Origin of the sequence: Trichocoleus sp. Lan (assembly GCF_039961855.1) — a bacterium.
GTDB lineage: Bacteria > Cyanobacteriota > Cyanobacteriia > Cyanobacteriales > FACHB-T130 > FACHB-T130.
On record NZ_JAMPKA010000006.1, the window covers coordinates 179,171 to 195,238 of the forward strand.

At 48.9% G+C, this 16,068-nt stretch carries 15 protein-coding genes; 6 read left to right on the top strand and 9 right to left on the bottom strand.

Annotated features, from left to right (window positions below):
• Positions 1 to 27: 27 nt before the first annotated feature.
• Positions 28 to 216 (bottom strand): DDE transposase family protein, encoded by a 189-nt coding sequence (locus NDA03_RS07915; RefSeq protein ID WP_190430219.1) that lies wholly within the window; start codon positions 214 to 216, stop codon positions 28 to 30.
• 106 nt (positions 217 to 322) lie between these two features.
• Positions 323 to 2,368: an elongation factor G gene (locus NDA03_RS07920; protein WP_190435056.1), complete on the bottom strand. Its 2,046-nt coding sequence runs from the start codon at positions 2,366 to 2,368 to the stop codon at positions 323 to 325.
• A 420-nt stretch (positions 2,369 to 2,788) separates the two neighbouring features.
• Between NDA03_RS07920 and NDA03_RS07925 the strand changes: the two genes are divergently transcribed.
• Positions 2,789 to 3,622: a tetratricopeptide repeat protein gene (locus tag NDA03_RS07925; protein ID WP_348237774.1), complete on the top strand. Its 834-nt coding sequence runs from the start codon at positions 2,789 to 2,791 to the stop codon at positions 3,620 to 3,622.
• 26 nt (positions 3,623 to 3,648) lie between these two features.
• Here the strand turns inward: NDA03_RS07925 and NDA03_RS07930 are convergent, their stop codons facing one another.
• A complete protein-coding gene (locus NDA03_RS07930) occupies positions 3,649 to 3,930 on the bottom strand; it encodes an HNH endonuclease (RefSeq protein WP_190684011.1) in 282 nt (93 codons plus the stop codon).
• Between the two features lie 440 nt (positions 3,931 to 4,370).
• Between NDA03_RS07930 and NDA03_RS07935 the strand changes: the two genes are divergently transcribed.
• Positions 4,371 to 6,266: a DnaJ domain-containing protein gene (locus tag NDA03_RS07935; RefSeq protein WP_348237754.1), complete on the top strand. Its 1,896-nt coding sequence runs from the start codon at positions 4,371 to 4,373 to the stop codon at positions 6,264 to 6,266.
• Between the two features lie 64 nt (positions 6,267 to 6,330).
• Here the strand turns inward: NDA03_RS07935 and NDA03_RS07940 are convergent, their stop codons facing one another.
• The 4 genes from NDA03_RS07940 to NDA03_RS07955 form a co-directional block, all read right to left on the bottom strand.
• The gene (locus NDA03_RS07940; RefSeq protein WP_190410979.1) at positions 6,331 to 7,158 is read right to left on the bottom strand and encodes a pentapeptide repeat-containing protein; all 828 of its coding nucleotides are present in this window, start codon (positions 7,156 to 7,158) and stop codon (positions 6,331 to 6,333) included.
• Between the two features lie 201 nt (positions 7,159 to 7,359).
• A complete protein-coding gene (locus tag NDA03_RS07945) occupies positions 7,360 to 7,989 on the bottom strand; it encodes a heme-copper oxidase subunit III (protein ID WP_348237755.1) in 630 nt (209 codons plus the stop codon).
• Positions 7,990 to 8,072: 83 nt separating this feature from the next.
• Positions 8,073 to 9,836 (bottom strand): cytochrome c oxidase subunit I, encoded by a 1,764-nt coding sequence (gene ctaD, locus NDA03_RS07950; RefSeq protein ID WP_190410977.1) that lies wholly within the window; start codon positions 9,834 to 9,836, stop codon positions 8,073 to 8,075.
• Positions 9,837 to 9,967: 131 nt separating this feature from the next.
• Positions 9,968 to 11,059, bottom strand: coding sequence for a cytochrome c oxidase subunit II (locus NDA03_RS07955; RefSeq protein ID WP_190430223.1), 1,092 nt, complete (start codon positions 11,057 to 11,059; stop codon positions 9,968 to 9,970).
• 609 nt (positions 11,060 to 11,668) lie between these two features.
• On the opposite strand from NDA03_RS07955, the gene NDA03_RS07960 reads away from it, so the two are divergent.
• From NDA03_RS07960 to NDA03_RS07970, 3 genes are all read left to right on the top strand, one after another.
• Positions 11,669 to 12,595: a heme A synthase gene (locus NDA03_RS07960; protein ID WP_348237756.1), complete on the top strand. Its 927-nt coding sequence runs from the start codon at positions 11,669 to 11,671 to the stop codon at positions 12,593 to 12,595.
• A 112-nt stretch (positions 12,596 to 12,707) separates the two neighbouring features.
• Positions 12,708 to 13,694 carry a heme o synthase gene (locus NDA03_RS07965; protein ID WP_348237757.1) on the top strand — a complete coding sequence of 329 codons (987 nt, stop codon included), beginning with the start codon at positions 12,708 to 12,710 and terminating at the stop codon, positions 13,692 to 13,694.
• 313 nt (positions 13,695 to 14,007) lie between these two features.
• A complete protein-coding gene (locus tag NDA03_RS07970; protein WP_190410974.1) occupies positions 14,008 to 14,223 on the top strand; it encodes a hypothetical protein in 216 nt (71 codons plus the stop codon).
• Between the two features lie 83 nt (positions 14,224 to 14,306).
• Here the strand turns inward: NDA03_RS07970 and NDA03_RS07975 are convergent, their stop codons facing one another.
• Together NDA03_RS07975 and NDA03_RS07980 are read right to left on the bottom strand one after the other, a co-directional pair.
• On the bottom strand, positions 14,307 to 14,678 hold the full coding sequence (locus NDA03_RS07975; protein ID WP_348237775.1) for a Uma2 family endonuclease: 372 nt from the start codon (positions 14,676 to 14,678) through the stop codon (positions 14,307 to 14,309).
• Positions 14,600 to 14,770 carry a hypothetical protein gene (locus NDA03_RS07980; RefSeq protein WP_348237758.1) on the bottom strand — a complete coding sequence of 57 codons (171 nt, stop codon included), beginning with the start codon at positions 14,768 to 14,770 and terminating at the stop codon, positions 14,600 to 14,602. Before NDA03_RS07980 ends, NDA03_RS07975 begins: the two co-directional genes overlap by 79 nt.
• Before the next feature lie 215 nt (positions 14,771 to 14,985).
• Between NDA03_RS07980 and NDA03_RS07985 the strand changes: the two genes are divergently transcribed.
• Positions 14,986 to 16,005, top strand: coding sequence for an ATP-binding cassette domain-containing protein (locus NDA03_RS07985; protein WP_348237759.1), 1,020 nt, complete (start codon positions 14,986 to 14,988; stop codon positions 16,003 to 16,005).
• The last annotated feature ends 63 nt before the right edge of the window (positions 16,006 to 16,068 follow it).

Here is a 16,068-nt window from a genome sequence, read left to right on the forward strand (position 1 = left end):
TAACTCTCAACTCTCAAAATTCATCCCTTATTGGGGTTGGCACTTTCCAGCGCGAATTAAGCCGACACGACGAGCGATCGCTTCCGCTTGAGAATCAAATGGCCCCCAGCGTTCCACAAAAGCTGATTTATCCTCTCCTTCGACTTGTTCGCTGGAGAGGATTTCGCATTTCCCTTCTTGGCGCTTGACAATATACCAGATTTGTGTAGCAGTCATTCGGTGAAGATTCGCAAAAAACGCCTTGAAGAGTAGCTTAGTGATGAGTTTTGAATGATGAGCAATTAATTCAGAATTCAAAATTCAAAACTCATAACTTTTCTAGTTAATGTGCGCCGTTGCCGTTTCCAGAAGTTGCGATCGCGCGTTCAACCAGCTTGTCTGGAACTTCTTGGAGATGGTCGTACTTCCAGTGAAAGAAGCCGACGCCCATTGTAAGCGATCGCAATTCCACAATAAAATTGTGCATCTCTGCTTGGGGTAAGTAAGCAGAAATGCAATCCCAACCGGGCCAATCTGACTTCCCTTCGTAGCCGAGAATTTGTCCCCGACGTCCGCTGACTAGCTGGAGAACCTTAGAGGTAAATTCGGCTGGGGCACACGCCTGAATCGCGGTAATCGGTTCTAAGAGCGTTGGTTCGCACTTGGGCATTCCTTCCTGCATCGCAATCCGGGCTGCCTGTTTAAACGCTTGTTCGGAACTATCAACCGAGTGGTAAGAACCATTCGTCAGCGTCACCGCTACATCGACCACGGGGAAGCCCAAGGGGCCATGTACCAAATACTCCCGAACACCCGTCTCAACGCCAGGGATATACTGTCTCGGTACGACGCCACCGACAATTGTTTGACTGAAGTTAACGCCTTCGCCACGCGACAGCGGCTTGATATCCAGATAAACATCACCAAACTGTCCGTGACCGCCACTTTGGTGCTTGTAGCGCCCGTGAATCGAGGATGCGGGTTTGCGGATGGTTTCTTTGTAGGGTACGCGGGGCAGGTGAGTCGTCATTGGCAGGTTGTACTTGCGCCGCAGTCGGTCGAGGGCAACTTGCAGATGAATTTCACCTTGACCCCAAAGGATGACTTCGTGGGTGTCTCCATGTTGTTCCCAAGCTAGGGAGGGGTCTTCTTCTAGCAGCTTTGTGATGGCGCTGCTGAGTTTAACTTCATCGTTGCGTTTTTCGGGCGTAATCGCTAAAGCAAAAACGGGTGCCATTTGCTCGGCTTTGGGGAGTTCGGTCGCCAGTGGGTCGCCGGAAGCGGTCAAGGTATCGCCTGTTTTAATTCCCTCTAAGCGTCCCAAGACAACAATCTCACCGGCTTCGGCTGAAGTCAGCGGCTGTTGTTGCTGACCCATCAGACGATACAAGCCACCAGTCCGAACGCCATTGAGGACAATTCCATCAGTCAACGTGCCCTGCCACACCCGCACCAGGGAGATTTTCCCGCCTTGAGGAGTGTAATAGGTTTTAATCGCTTGTGCGAGGGGGGCATCGGCATGGAGAACGATTCCCCGACGTTCGGCAGTGGTGGATGGATCGGGTGCTTCTCGCAACAACGCTTCCAGCAACGGTCGCACTCCGTAATCTTGCTCGGCAACGCCCAGGAATACAGGCACGATTAAATCTGCCCCTAACTCCATCTTCAAGTCTTGGAGAATTTCTTCTTGGGGCGGGTTAATTTCTTCTAGCAGTTCTTCTAGCAGGTGGTCGTCAAAATTTGCCAATTCCTCCAGCATTTCGGCACGGGCGGCTTGTTCCTGCTCTTTGAGGTTATCTGGCATCGGCACCGGGTCGGCGGCGGCACCAGGATGGTAGTGATAAGCTTGTTCGCTCACCAGGTCGATAAAGCCGCTGAGCTGTTCGCCTTGACCAATGGGATACTGGTGTGGGATCACGGGGCGACTGGAGACCGTTTTTAGGGCGTGCAGCACGTCCATGAAGTTGTTGTTCGCCCGATCCATTTTGTTGATGAAGACTAGGTGCGGAATTTCCCAGTCGTCGAGGAATTTAAATAGCGGCGCGAGAGTCATGACGCGATCGCTCACGGGTTCGCACACGACAATTGCCGCATCGACGCCAATCAGAGCATTGTAGGTTTCTTGAGCAAATTCAACCGATCCGGGACAATCGACAAAGGTGAAGCGGACACTGTCGTAATCGGTGCTGGCAGTTGATACTTCCACGCTCATGTGGCGATCGCGTGCCTCTTGGGAACTATCTCCCACCGTGTTACCGTCTGAAGTGCGACCTTTGCGGGAAATCGCACCCGTGACGAAAAGCAAACTTTCTAGTAACGTAGTTTTGCCACTTAAATAGGGGCCAACAATTGCAACATTGCGTACCCCGGACATGACTTTTTCGTTCATGATTCACCCCCAACAAAATAAAAAAGATGTAGAGATGTGAGCGATCGCATGGGTATACGGGATTGATGCCATTGGCAGCTCCCGGAGAATTTTTGCCCTCCCGTGCCGATGGCGATCGCTGTTAACAGTTAGATGGAATTTTGTATCCCTGAATGTGAGGTTAGCGCGTTCTAGGGGCAATGACTGAGAAATTGCAATTTCTTTTAAAGCAAACCCAGCAAAAACTTAAGTTGAATGAATCAGTATTAATTAGCTATAAATTTTATGAATATATGCAACAAATAACCGCAAATTTGTTAGAAGAAAATCTGAATGGGTGGCGACAAACGTAACAATTGTAAAGAGGTGACACGGAGAATGAGAACGTACCAGCAGATGAGATGGATAGCTGGAGGGTTAATACTGTTACTGGGTGGGAGGATGACGCCAGCGGTGGCTGGGACACCCGTGACGCCGGTACAAATTGCTCAAGCTCAATCGGCAGTGGACTTGATGAATCAGGGACTCCAGCTGATCGGTCAAGCAAAAACACAAGAAGCGATCGCCTCTTTTCGACAAGCCGCCAAACTCGACCCCAAACTGGCACCCGCGCATTACAACTTGGGGCTGGCTTTGCGTCAGGTGGGGCAATTGCAGCCAGCAGCGGATGCCTTTTACCAAGCAGTTCAAGCCGATCCTAACTTTGCTCTCGCCTATGCCAATTTGGGTGCAGCGCTGCTTGAGGGAAACAACTTGCAGCAGGCGGGTGATTATTTGTCACGGGCGCTGGAACTCAACCCACAGTTGGGAGTTGCTCATTACAATCTAGGTTTGGTAAGGGAACAGCAAGGAGATGAGGAACGAGCGATCGCGTCTTTTAAACAAGCGATGCAGTTGAGTCCCAACGCACCAGAACCTGCTTATCATTTGGGACTCGCTTATCTCCAACAGAACAACCTGAACCAAGCAAAAAAAGCATTCCAGCAAGCCATTAAAATCAGCCCTAAATATCCAGAAGCCCACTATAATCTCGGTTCCATCCTGATGAATCAGGGAAATTTAGACGAAGCTCTCGCCGCCTTTCGCAAGGCAGCAGAGGCTAATTCTAACTACCCCAATGCCTACTACGCTGCCGGGTTAGTCTTTCTGCGCCAAGGTCGTTACAGTGATGCCCAGCAAGTTTTGCAATATGCCAAACAGCTTTACACTGCCCAAGGGAATAGCCAGTGGGCTTCTAATGCAGAGGAGTTATTGAAGCGATCGCAAAACCCCTAAACAATTAAAAATTAGTTTTTTAATCTTTAATTGTTTCCCCGATGCACTCTAACCCGCTTATTCAGGTCTTGCTTCTTCACCCAAGACAAAAACTTCTCCATTTGCGGCTCATCCTTCAGCCTATCCAAAGAATTAAGTTCCTGGGCTAATCGCGTATTGTCAAATAAATTATGTATTTGCCGATGACAGGCAGAACATATCTTTGCAGTCGGTCCTGGATCTTCATTTTTCCGTTTCGTTTTCTGCCTTGGAATCAAGTGATGGACGGTCAACCGCTCCACTTCTCTTTCACACAATTCACACTGCATTTTTTGATAAGGCTTATAACTCAAGACTATCTAACATCATTATATGTCGATGAAAAAAGTGAGGCGCTTTTCATGTGCTATTCACTAAAAACATAACGTCAATGAAATTGAGACTATAGCAATCTATTTCCTTTGTGAACCAATCAGTTCCTCTTTGTCTCTTCCTAAGCGCTAGCTCTTTCAGAGCCGCTTCGCTAACGCACAGGCTAAGCACATCCGCGCCGCTACGCGAACGCCAACGTGTTCTTTGTGTCTTTGCGGTTCAATACACTGTTTTTGCCTTCACAAATAATTTCAGATAGCAACAAATACTAATTGGATTTGTTGTAAACAAATTTAAAATTAAGTAAAAATACGATTTAAGGCTAAACTTGCTTGTGCTAGGTATATAAGGAAACTTCCAGTTGCCAAATTATCCCAGCCATCTAGCAAAAAAAGCAATGTTTCAAACCCATAAACAAGATGATGTTATCTCAGGTGCTGCATTTGTTACCGGAGGCGCGGCGGCGGGTGCTGGAGTTTCCGCAGCAGTTGGTGGGATGGGATTAGTCGGAGGATTCGGAGCAGTTGGAATTAGCATGGCACCCGTTACAGCAGCGGGCGCGGTTGCTGGTGCTGCTGCTTATGGAGCATTCAAAGCGGTAGGAGAAGGAGATGCTTTCGCTTTAGGTTCGATGGGAATTGGTGCAGTAGGCGGCGCAGGTTTTTCCTCTGTTTTTGGCGGCATGGGATTAGCTTTCAAGGGAACAGCGGTTGGAATTGGTATGGGTTCTTTTGCGGCAACAGGTGCAGTTTTTGGGCTGGGAGTTTACGGTTTATTGAAGCTGATTGACGGCTCTGGAAGCGGGGAAACCGCATATCAAGCTTTCGAGCGGATGGAAGAGAAAGTATCATGGCAAGAAGCTTATACTAATGCTCTTCTAGAGCTAGAATTAGCAGCGCTAGATAAGAAGCTAGCAGGTGATGTTTTAGAGGAAAAATTTGCCGCTATAGAAATTGAAGACGAGTTGAAGGCGCTAAAAGCAAAAATACCAGCGAAGACTGTTTTAAATCTAAATTATTCTGCACCTTATAAAAATATTTCATCCAAATTTTCTACATTTCACCCAAGTTTAAATCCCTCTGTAACGCCTAAAATTTCTACTCATCAAACACCGTTACCTCAACCGGAATCTTCTCAGCCTAAGATGGCACCAGGATTGACAAAAATTGAGTCTCAGACACCTCAAGGCTGGAAATGCGTACACACCCTAAAAGAGCATTCAGCCGCAGTCAATTCAATTGCCATCAGCTCTGATAATCAGACGATTGCTAGTGGGAGTGATGATAGAATCGTTACCCTGTGGAGCCTGAAGACTGGAAAACAGATTTTTAACTTCTTTGGGCAAGGACAGGAAGTTTCTTCAGTGGCAATTAGCCCAGATGGTCAAACGATTGCCAGTGGCAGTTTTGACCAAAAAATTACTACCTGGAATCTGCCTAAAAAAGAATTTCTCCGCACCTTTTTTTATTTAAACTCCTCTTACAGTCATTCGGGCTTTGTTTACTCAGTTTCCTTCAGCCCTGACGGAAAAATTATTGCGAGTGGAAGCGCTGATAAAACGATTAGGCTTTGGGGTGCCTATACGGGAAAACTAAGAAGCACTCTTAATGGACATTCTGACGCGGTTTTGTCTGTTGCGATTAGTCCTGATAGCCAAATTCTTGCTAGTGGAAGTGCCGATCAAACTATCAGGCTTTGGAATTTGAGCGGTGGACAACAGCATCGCATCCTTATCGGACATTCAGGCTGGGTTACTTCTGTCGCCTTCAGCCCGGATGGAAAGACTCTAGCGAGTGGGAGTGGAGACGCGACAATTAAGTTGTGGAATTTCCAGACTGGAGAATTGCTTCGCACTCTTACAGGACATTCATCTGGGGTTGTTTCTATCGCTATTAACCCTGATGGAAAAACCCTCGCCAGTGGCAGCCGAGACGGTACTATCAAACTTTGGAACCTAGATGGAGAACTGCTGGATACTCTGCCTGGGCGTCATCCTGTTGCTTTCAGTTTCGATGGACAGACGCTGGTGAGTGGCGGTGAGAAGAACACACTGAAAATTTGGCAAAAATGCTTTGGCGTGAGTGAATCTACACTTGACGCAGTGCCATCTGGGGAATGGTGGGAAGTTTTAGGCGTGGAAAGGAACGCTGATGCTGATGATGTTAAGCGTGCTTACCGACGTTTGGGAAGGCAGTATCACCCTGATGTTAATCCTTCTACCAATGCCCAAGCTCAAATGCAGGCAATTAATCAAGCTTATGCCCAGTTTGAGAAACAATGGAGCGATCGCTAACAGCATAAATCCTTTAGAGATTCGCCCTACGAGTCTTGTCTAATCTCTCACTGTTTGAGCTGACCTAGTCGTGAAGGCTGCCATCCGGCATGATGGCTCCACTCAAATTAGCTTCGCTGAGGTCGGCTCCACTCAAATTGGCTCCACTCAAATTGGCTCCACTCAAATTAGCTCCACTCAAATTGGCTCCACTCAAATCTACCCAAACCATATCTGCCTTGCTCAAGTTAGTACCGCTCAAGTTAGCTCCACGCAGATTAACCCCAGGAAGGTTCGCTCTACTCAGGTCTAGCCCTGCCAGCAATACATTCGGGGCAATCAACAATGCTCCTGCTAGTTTTGGATCAAACTCTTCGGGAAACTTAGTTTGTTCGTTGTAGAGCGCTCTACGGAAGTTCGTTCCCTCCAAGTTGGCCTCGCTCAAGTCAGCTTCATAGAGATGGGATGCGCTCAGATTAGCCTCATTCAGATTAGCTCCACTCAGGTCAGCTCCCCGCAGGTCGGCTAAACTCAAGTTAGCTTCACTCAAGTCAGTTCCAATCAAGTCAGCTCCAATCAAGTCGGTTAAACTCAAATTGGCTTTCGTCAAGTCGGTGCCAATCAAGTCGGCTAAACTCAGGTTGGCTGCAATTAAGAAAGCTCCAAACATTTCAGCTCCACTCAAATCGGCTCTACGCAAGTCTGCCTCACACAAGTCGGCTTCCTCCATGTGGGTTGCGGCTAGGGTGCATCGGCTCAGAATCGCTCGACTCAAGGTAGCTTTTTTTAAGTTGGCCCCACTAAAATCCGCCTGACTGAGATTTACCCCACTCAGGTCGGCTCCACTTAGGTCGGCTAGACAAAAATCTCTTTCGCCCTCTACATATTTCCTCAGTAGTTCATCTGCGTCCATCGATTCATACCAATTTGCGGAACAGTTGCATGATTTTCAATCGGGAAAGTCGCTGACTGTCTAAGATTTTCAACCCAAAATCCCAAACCCCAAATCTAAAATTTTAGGACTCCTTCCCGCCTCCAATCAGTAGAGTAACTTTTCCTCATAAAAAAGCCCCCAATTGGGGGCAAGCTTTGTCAAAAAAGCAAAAACAAAGATTCAAATCAGATAGAGGATGGTGAACAAAATAATCCACACAATATCGACGAAGTGCCAATAAATCTCTGCGGCTTCAACGCCAAAGTGGTGTTCGCTGCTGTAGTGACCGGGTTTTAAACTGCGCCACAAAACAGCAATCATCGCCCCTAGTCCTAAAAGAACGTGGAGACCGTGGAAACCAGTCAGAACATAAAACGTGCTGGCAAACAAGTTAGTGCTGAGGCCAAATTCCAAATGGGTATACTCGTAAACCTGACCCCCCAGGAAAATCGCTCCCATTAAGGCAGTTGCGGCAAACCAAGTCCTTAAACCTGCCACATCGTTCTTTTTGATGGCAGTATCCGCATTGTGGATCACGAAACTGCTAGAAATCAGAATCAGTGTGTTGATTCCGGGCAGTAATAGCTCTAACTTTGGCGTTCCTTCCGGGGGCCAACTGGGTGCCACAGCGCGAAAGGCGAGATAGGCGGTAAATAAGCCGACAAAGATCATGCCTTCCGCAATCAGAAACACAATCAGCCCCTGGATGCGGAAATCATGATGTTCTACGCCGTGGGCTTCCACAGCCGCTTCTGAGTTGTGGTGATAGTTGAGGGCAGTTTTCGCTGGGTCAATCGTTGAACCTTGCATGAATCTCCTCTAGAAAGAGTTGGATACGTAATGGGTAGTGGAGAATCGGTAATAGGTCATCGTTTCCCGATTACCGATTACCATTACCGATTGTGACTTTCTCCTTGGCGGTCATCGGGATTCACCGCCACTGCGGGATCGGGATCGGCACGGAGAGCCGAGTCAGGGCCAGCAGCCAAGACTGGATTTCGAGGCTCGTCAAAGGGCACCTCTACTTGAGTGCGGCGATCGCCCATCCCATAGTCATAAGGCCCAGTGGCTAACACTGGGTCTTTTTCAAAGTTTTCCGGTGGCGGGGGCGAGGTTGTCATCCACTCTAGGGTCAGTCCTTGCCAGGGGTTATCAGGTGCCTTGGGACCCGCTATCCAACTCCAGCAGGCATTAACAATGAAAGGAATGGTGGAGACGGCGAGGATGTATGCCCCAATCGTGCAGATCACGTTGAGAGTGGTAAATTTCGGGTCATAGGAAGCAATCCGTCGGTTCATCCCTTCTAGACCTAGCTTGTGCATCGGCAGGAATGCCATATTGAAGCCAACCAACATCAGGACAAAGTGAACTTTGCCCCAAGTTTCGTTCAGCATCCGTCCCGTCATCTTGGGGAACCAGTGATAGAATCCGGCATAAATGCCGAAAACACTGCCGCCAAAGAGGACGTAGTGCAAGTGAGCCACGACAAAGTAGGTGTCGTGAACGTGGATATCAAAGGGCACAGCTGCCACCATGACGCCACTGATGCCGCCGATGACAAACATGGAGATAAAGCCCATTGCGAACAGCATGGCGCTGTTCAGGCGCAGTTTGCCGCCCCAAATGGTTGCCAACCAGCTAAATACTTTGATCCCGGTAGGGACAGCAATCACCATTGTGGTGATCATGAAAAACATCCGCAACCAGGCAGGGGTGCCGCTGGTAAACATGTGGTGCGCCCAGACGATTAGCCCCAAAAAGCTGATTGCCAGACTGGAATAAGCGATCGCTTTATAACCAAAAATCGGCTTGCGGGCGTGAACCGGCAAAATTTCTGAGATCATCCCGAAGAAGGGGAGGATCATGATGTAAACCGCCGGGTGGGAGTAAAACCAGAATAGGTGCTGATACACGATGGGATCGCCCCCCCCAGTCGGGTTAAAGAAGGACGTACCCACCAACAGGTCAAAGGATAGTAGAATCAGTGCCCCTGCTAATACAGGCGTAGCGATGAGAGCCAATGCAGAAGTGGCGAGCATTGCCCAGCAGAACAAGGGCATTTGATTCCACCCCATCCCTGGCGTCCGCATCTTCCAGATGGTGACGAGAAAATTGATCGCTGCCAAAATCGAGGAGGTTCCCAGGATCAGGACGCTGAGAATCCAAATCGCTTCACCGGGTTTGCCACTGACAACGCTCAAGGGGGGATAAGAAGTCCAACCCGCACCGGGTGCCCCGACTAAGAAACTGCTCAACAGCAGCAACCCAGCCGGTGGGATGATCCAGAAGGCGATCGCATTCAGTCTCGGAAACGCCATATCCCTTGCTCCAATCAGCAAGGGCACCAGGTAATTCCCAAAGCCGCCGGTTCCCGCAGGCACGATCCACAAGAAGATCATCACCGTCGCGTGAACCGTAAATAAGCTGTTGTAAACATCTGGGGCGACAAAATCGGACTCTGGGGTTGCCAGTTCCGTGCGAACGGCTGTTGCCAGGACTCCACCAATCAAATAAAAGATAAACGTCGTGACCAGGTATTGAATCCCAATCACTTTGTGGTCGGTACTAAAGCTAAAGTATTCTCGCCAATGCGTTACCTTCGGTTGTTCACCGTGGGCTGGTAGATTTGCTTTTTCTTGAAGCTCTACTTGTGTCATCTCAAATTCAGAAGTTAAGGGGGGTCAAAAGAGTTTTGAGTTTTGAATTTTGAGTTTTGAATTAAATAAAAGATTTTTACGAGAACTTTTTTAACTCACAACTCAACACTCATCACTCATCACTCTCTTACTCAGTGGTGGTGGAGAGGGTGTAGAGTTTCGGCATCGATCCCCATTTCACTGGCGTAGGGAGCCAAAAACTCAGCATCTGAGCGTTCTGCGGGGTTTACTGCCACCGCCCGATCGAGAGCCTCCGAACTGGCAACTTCTTGCTGCTCGGCAAGCCAATTCTGGAAATCTTCGGGGGTCTGAACAATGACCGTTGTCTTCATGACTCCATGATAAGCACCACAGAGTTCCGCACAAATGAGCGGATACTCACCGAGTCTGTTGGGTGTAAACCGCAGCTCAGTTTGGCGTCCTGGAACCGCATCCTGCTTGAGGCGAAACTCAGGCACCCAAAAAGCGTGTATAACATCATTTGCCGAGATGTTCAATTTCACTTCCCGTCCAAGCGGAAGATGCAATTCGCCCGCTGTCACATCGGTTCCGGGGTAGCTAAAAAGCCAAGCAAACTGTAGACCCGTAACATTCACATAAAATTCTGGATCTTGACCTTGCTTGTCAGGTGTGGGACCAATGCGACCGGAAGTTACGCCTACATCGGCTGAATCCCGCAGTTGAGGAAGCTCCTTGCGGACTTTTGCCGTAGCGGGGTCTTCTAAGACTTTATCTTGCAGCTGCTGATTGCGATTTTCAGTGTCCGTGGCGTTTTCAGCCTCTGTTAAGGTAGCTGCAATCGCCGCTCCAGGCATTTTGGCAACCTGCTGATGACTCGGAGCGTGAGCAACCGAATGATCCATCGGATTCAGTCCGCCGATTTGACCATAAACCTCAAAACTGTAGATCGAGATTCCCAGGACGATCACCGCTGGAATCGCCGTCCACAAAATTTCTAAGGGAACGTTGCCATGCACGGGTGGCCCGTCCGTATCATCGCCAGGACGTTGCCGAAATCTAATTGCCGCAATGATAATTATTCCCTGAACCAGCAGGAACAGACCTGTGGAAATGGTCATCATCGCGTTAAACAGCCTGTCGATTAGGGTTGCTTCTTCAGAGGCTGCTATCGGCAAAAGACCGTGGTTTTGACCGTACCACAGGCTGACAAGGGTCAGCACAATGCCAACCAGTAAAGTTAATATCGAGCTTGGGATTTTCACGGGCTTTGTCTTGGATTTGGTGCAATTCTAAACAAAACAGTGTGGGCTGATGCCCAGACCGATTTGGTCTATCTAGACTGCCTCGAAGTGAAGCTGCCTTTGTGTTCGATCTTAGGAAATCAGTAAGAGCCTCATTAACCACGGTAAGGCAGAGATCCCATAAAGGTGAGCCAATCTGAGTTATCTTTTGGAATTTTTTTGGGATCGCCGCCATTTTCAGGAAAGGTACCAGCAGACAAAGCCATTTCCGCTAGGATGAATCCTGGGAGGCGTCTCCCGCCCTGTCAGGGATTCGGGATTTAGAGCTAGAAGATTGCTTCTGGATTCTAGCGGTTTTCTCTTTGAATACCAGTATTCTTTTTTACAATGAAATACCTAATTTAGAAGAAATCTAAAAATTTTAGCTACCAAGATTATTGCATTGCCCTAATTCGCCTCAATTTCCGCAAAATCTCGGCAATTGGAAGAAATTCCTAAAGCGGTGGCTGATGATGCAACGGGGTCATTAGAGTGGTAGCTAGAGCCGGTCATCTTCCTCCATTCAGATGCTAGGTTGGAATTGAGCGGATACTCTGATTTGATTGGTGAAAAATTAGCTTTTTGAACGCTATGACAGAATCCGTCCTTCATCAGGATGTTCGCACTCCGGAGGATTCCCACCCTAGGGACAAGATCCGTCGCTTGGTGTTTCGGTTGGGCGTAGCTACGCTGATTTTGATGGCGATTGGGAGTGCCACGAGGGTGATGAATGCTGGGCTGGCGTGCCCGGATTGGCCTCTATGCTACGGTCAACTGGTGCCTTCTTCGCAGATGAATCTTCAGGTGTTTCTGGAGTGGTTTCACAGGTTGGATGCATCGGCGATCGGCTTAGGCGCGATCGCGCTAGCAGTTCTTTCCTGGTGGCATCGGCGATCGCTCCCCAGGTGGCTGCCTTGGGCGTCCACCTTCGCACTCTTTTTAGTCGTATTTCAGGGCGTCTTGGGAGGGCTGACGGTCACGCAACTGCTGCGTTTTGATATTGTCACCGCTCACCTAGGAACAGCACTGTTGTTTTTTATCACCCTACTGACAATCGGCGCGGCACTCTTGCCTTATCAAGGTACGGGCACGGTTGGAAAATTGCCGTGGGTGAGTTTAACGGCTGCAATTTTGGTCTATCTACAAAGCCTCCTGGGTGGATTAGTGGGTTCTCGCTGGGCGCTCCATCAGTGCTTTGGGGCGCAAGAGTTGTGTACGGTGATGAATAGCCACATTGCGGGTGTCGTTCCCCCAACTTTAGCGATCGTCGCTGTCGTGCTTTTGGCATGGCGCACACCCGCACTGCACCCGATGCTGCGCCGTCTGGCTAATCTGGGTGGTGGTTTACTGGTGTTACAAGTGATTCTCGGTGTAGCAACCTTCCGCTTGCACCTCCAAGTAGAACCCTTGACAGTCGCTCACCAGGCAGTTGGAGCCGCTTTACTCGGAACGCTCGTTGCTTTTACTGTTTTGGCGTTGCGCGATCGCGCCAGTGTCATTCCCAACCCTTCCGTATAGCTCTTCATCAATCCGCACCCCTCAGGGTGGGACTCTACAAACAAAGCCTGCACTCGTTTACCCTTGAGCGATCGCGTTGCGGCAGGCTAAGTAATTTAGGAAAAAATAAATAATGCAGGAAATGATAGTTGGAACCGATGTCTCCCGCAGACACCAAAACTTCCTAGAGGTCATTCAGAGTTACTACCAGCTGACAAAGCCCCGAATTATCCCGCTGCTGTTGATCACAACGGCGGCGAGTATGTGGATGGCATCAGATGGACAGGTAGATCCGCTGTTGTTATTGGTGACGATGGCGGGTGGGACTCTCGCTGCCGCATCTGCTCAAACCCTCAACTGCATCTACGATCGCGATATCGATTATGCAATGGAGCGCACCCGCCACCGCCCGATTCCTTCCGGTCGGGTGCAGTCCCGCGATGCGCTAATTTTTGCAATTGTCCTGGCTTGTCTCTCTTTCACCTTGCTGACCGTCTTCGCCAACCTGCTGTCTGCCCTCTTAGCAATCTCAGGCCTTGTCTTCTACATGGGCATCTACACCCACTTGCTAAAACGCCACACCACGCAAAACATCGTGATTGGCGGTGCCGCAGGAGCGATCCCGGCGCTAGTCGGTTGGGCAGCTGTTACCGGTACCTTAAGCTGGGCAGCTTGGCTGCTTTTTGCCATTGTGTTTGTGTGGACGCCTCCCCATTTCTGGGCGTTAGCTTTAATGATTCGAGATGACTACGCCAAGGTCGGGATTCCGATGCTGCCAGTGGTTGAAGGGGAAGTGGTCACGACTCGGCAAATTTGGCTTTACACGCTGATTATGGTACCGATGACGTTGTTGCTGGTTTATCCTTTGGGCGCGTCTGGTATCGTTTATGGGATTGTTGCCTCAATCCTGGGGAGTCTCTTTATTAAGAAAGCATGGCAGATGTTGCAGTCACCTGGAGATAAACAGGTCGCGCGATCGCTGTTTAAATACTCCATCCTCTACATGATGCTGCTCTGCACCGGCATTGTCGTCGATAGTTTACCAGTAACGCATCAATTCACCGCATTTGTTGGCGAACATCTACAGACATTCATTAGCGCGATCGCAATTTTGCAATGATCCGGCGATTAGAAATCGCGTCTAAACGAAAAAACCCGCCTTGGCGGGTTTTTTGCGTTGAAAGCGATCGCGTTTTGGCAAGGAACTCTCAAGAGGCACTCAAGGCTAAACTAGGAAACATAAAGTAAGGAAGGGTATGAATTATTCCTACATCAGCACAGCTATTGACTTGCTTCATCCTGAGTTCTTGGGCAACGAAGATGTATTTGCCTATTTATATAGTTCGCATAGATGAACCTACAGGAGGAGTATTCTTCCTAGCTGGAGAAGAAACCGAAATTTTGATTTTCCGCAATGGAAGCTGGAGGTATTTATGATAAAACCTAATTTTGAGGCAATGAGTCGCAAAGAACTACTAGCCTACATACAAGAACATCGAGACGACGATGAAGCCTTCCGTATTTACATGGATAGGGTGACGGCTGAACCTGCTACAGAAATATATCCGGCACCGCAATCAATTGACGATCTTAAACATTTTCCTGAGTTGCTAGAAAAACATCGCGCCCGACGAAAAGAGGATTTGTAGTAGTAAAGTTTGAGGGCGATCGCATTCCTATCAACAATTCGCGCGATCGCCTTCATTGAACATAAAAGCGGCAGTATTGAGCCTCAAACCAACAACTCGTCCACCGCTACATTAAATCCCGGCAATACCGTTTGAGTGCTGACTATCCGATGCGTTGTAAACATCAACGCTTGGCTTTGGGTAATCACAATTACCCATCGACTTTCAGGAAATACCAGCCAAACTTCCAAACAACCTGAATCCAAAAACTCGCGTGCTTTGAGAAATATCTCCTCACCCAAATCAGTGGATGAAACGATTTCTGCAACCAGAGGGAAACTCTGCGGTAATACAGCAACATTGCCAAACTGAGCCACTAATTCAGGGGTGAGATAAGCTACATCTGGACGATGCCCTGGCTTGTGGGTACGACAAGGAACATCTGTATAAACTTTGCCTCCCTGTCCACTTGAGATTGTGTAGCTTTTCCAGTAAAAGCCTTTTCGGGGGGATTTCGCATAAAGTCTTCAAGAGAGAAATTTGCTGGGACAACAGCAGCAGTCACCATAGGTATTCACTCTCCTTTGCAGTATTAATCGGCGGTCTGGGTCTGACTGAGCCAATGCTAGCGCGATCGGCGCTGTTCGCTTTTTTGAGATGTCACGGTACGGACTTCTCGCCTTTCAAGTAGAGAAGTCCAGCACGGTGGGAGTATAAATCCTTAGGAGGGATTGAAATACAATAGAAACAAATAGTGTTTAGATTTGTTAATTTGGGACATTTATGGCTCCCGCTGTTTTAATCGAAAAGCTTCAGAAACGCTACGGCTCAGTAGAAGCCGTTAAAAATGTTTCCTTTCAGGTCGAACCTGGTGAAATTTTTGGTCTATTGGGACCCAATGGTGCCGGGAAAACCACAACCCTGCGGGTCTTGTGTACCCTGACCACACCCGATGCTGGCAAAATTGAAGTTTCTGGCATCTCCGTTGTGGATAACCCTAGGGGGGCACGGCAACGCTTAGGCTATGTGGCTCAGGAGGTAGCCTTAGATAAGGTGCTGACGGGGCGGGAACTCTTGCAACTGCAAGCCGCACTGTATCACCTCCCCCGTGCCGTGGCGAAACAGAGAATTGAGGCAGTGCTGAGCGTCTTGGGATTGCAAGAATACGCCGATAAAAAAACTGGCACCTACTCTGGTGGTTTACGCAAGCGCCTCGACTTAGCCGCTGGGTTGCTGCATCAGCCAGATGTCTTAGTTCTGGATGAACCAACAGTGGGGTTGGATATTGAAAGCCGTGTCGTCGTGTGGGATTTCTTGCGCCAGTTGCGAGCATCCGGGACAACGGTGCTGATCACCAGCCACTATTTAGAAGAAATTGATGCTTTAGCCGACCGGGTGGCGATTATCGATCGAGGGGTGGTGATTGCGGCTGGGACGCCTTCTGAGTTGAAGGATCGGGTAGGAGGCGATCGCATCACCCTGCGTATCCGCGAATTTTCTCCCGTTGAGGAAGCAGAGAAAGCGAAAACGATGCTGCAATCTTTGCCTTTTGTCCAAGAAGCGATCATCAATAGCGCACAGGGGAATTCCCTCAATTTAGTCGTAACGCCCCAAAGCGACGCGCTGATGACAATACAGCAATCTCTACAAGCCGCTAATTTACCGATTTTTGGCATTGCCCAAGCTAGACCTAGCTTAGATGATGTTTATCTCGCCGCTACGGGGAGAACCCTGATGGATGCAGAACTTGCGGCGGCGGGTAGCCGCGATCCGAAGGCAGAGAAAAAGCAGAATATGCGGTAGAGCAAGCTTTTACACCACCAAGCGACCAAAATCATACATCCAACATCAACATCTGAAATTAAT

Bases quoted from the DNA above. Each gene is read 5' to 3' on its own strand.
- NDA03_RS07915 (WP_190430219.1), bottom strand. From the start codon at position 216: ATGACTGCTACACAAATCTGGTATATTGTCAAGCGCCAAGAAGGGAAA.
- NDA03_RS07920 (WP_190435056.1), bottom strand. From the start codon at position 2,368: ATGAACGAAAAAGTCATGTCCGGGGTACGCAATGTTGCAATTGTTGGC.
- NDA03_RS07925 (WP_348237774.1), top strand. From the start codon at position 2,789: ATGACGCCAGCGGTGGCTGGGACACCCGTGACGCCGGTACAAATTGCT.
- NDA03_RS07930 (WP_190684011.1), bottom strand. From the start codon at position 3,930: ATGCAGTGTGAATTGTGTGAAAGAGAAGTGGAGCGGTTGACCGTCCAT.
- NDA03_RS07935 (WP_348237754.1), top strand. From the start codon at position 4,371: ATGTTTCAAACCCATAAACAAGATGATGTTATCTCAGGTGCTGCATTT.
- NDA03_RS07940 (WP_190410979.1), bottom strand. From the start codon at position 7,158: ATGGACGCAGATGAACTACTGAGGAAATATGTAGAGGGCGAAAGAGAT.
- NDA03_RS07945 (WP_348237755.1), bottom strand. From the start codon at position 7,989: ATGCAAGGTTCAACGATTGACCCAGCGAAAACTGCCCTCAACTATCAC.
- ctaD (WP_190410977.1), bottom strand. From the start codon at position 9,836: ATGACACAAGTAGAGCTTCAAGAAAAAGCAAATCTACCAGCCCACGGT.
- NDA03_RS07960 (WP_348237756.1), top strand. From the start codon at position 11,669: ATGACAGAATCCGTCCTTCATCAGGATGTTCGCACTCCGGAGGATTCC.
- NDA03_RS07965 (WP_348237757.1), top strand. From the start codon at position 12,708: ATGCAGGAAATGATAGTTGGAACCGATGTCTCCCGCAGACACCAAAAC.
- NDA03_RS07970 (WP_190410974.1), top strand. From the start codon at position 14,008: ATGATAAAACCTAATTTTGAGGCAATGAGTCGCAAAGAACTACTAGCC.
- NDA03_RS07980 (WP_348237758.1), bottom strand. From the start codon at position 14,770: ATGGTGACTGCTGCTGTTGTCCCAGCAAATTTCTCTCTTGAAGACTTT.
- NDA03_RS07985 (WP_348237759.1), top strand. From the start codon at position 14,986: ATGGCTCCCGCTGTTTTAATCGAAAAGCTTCAGAAACGCTACGGCTCA.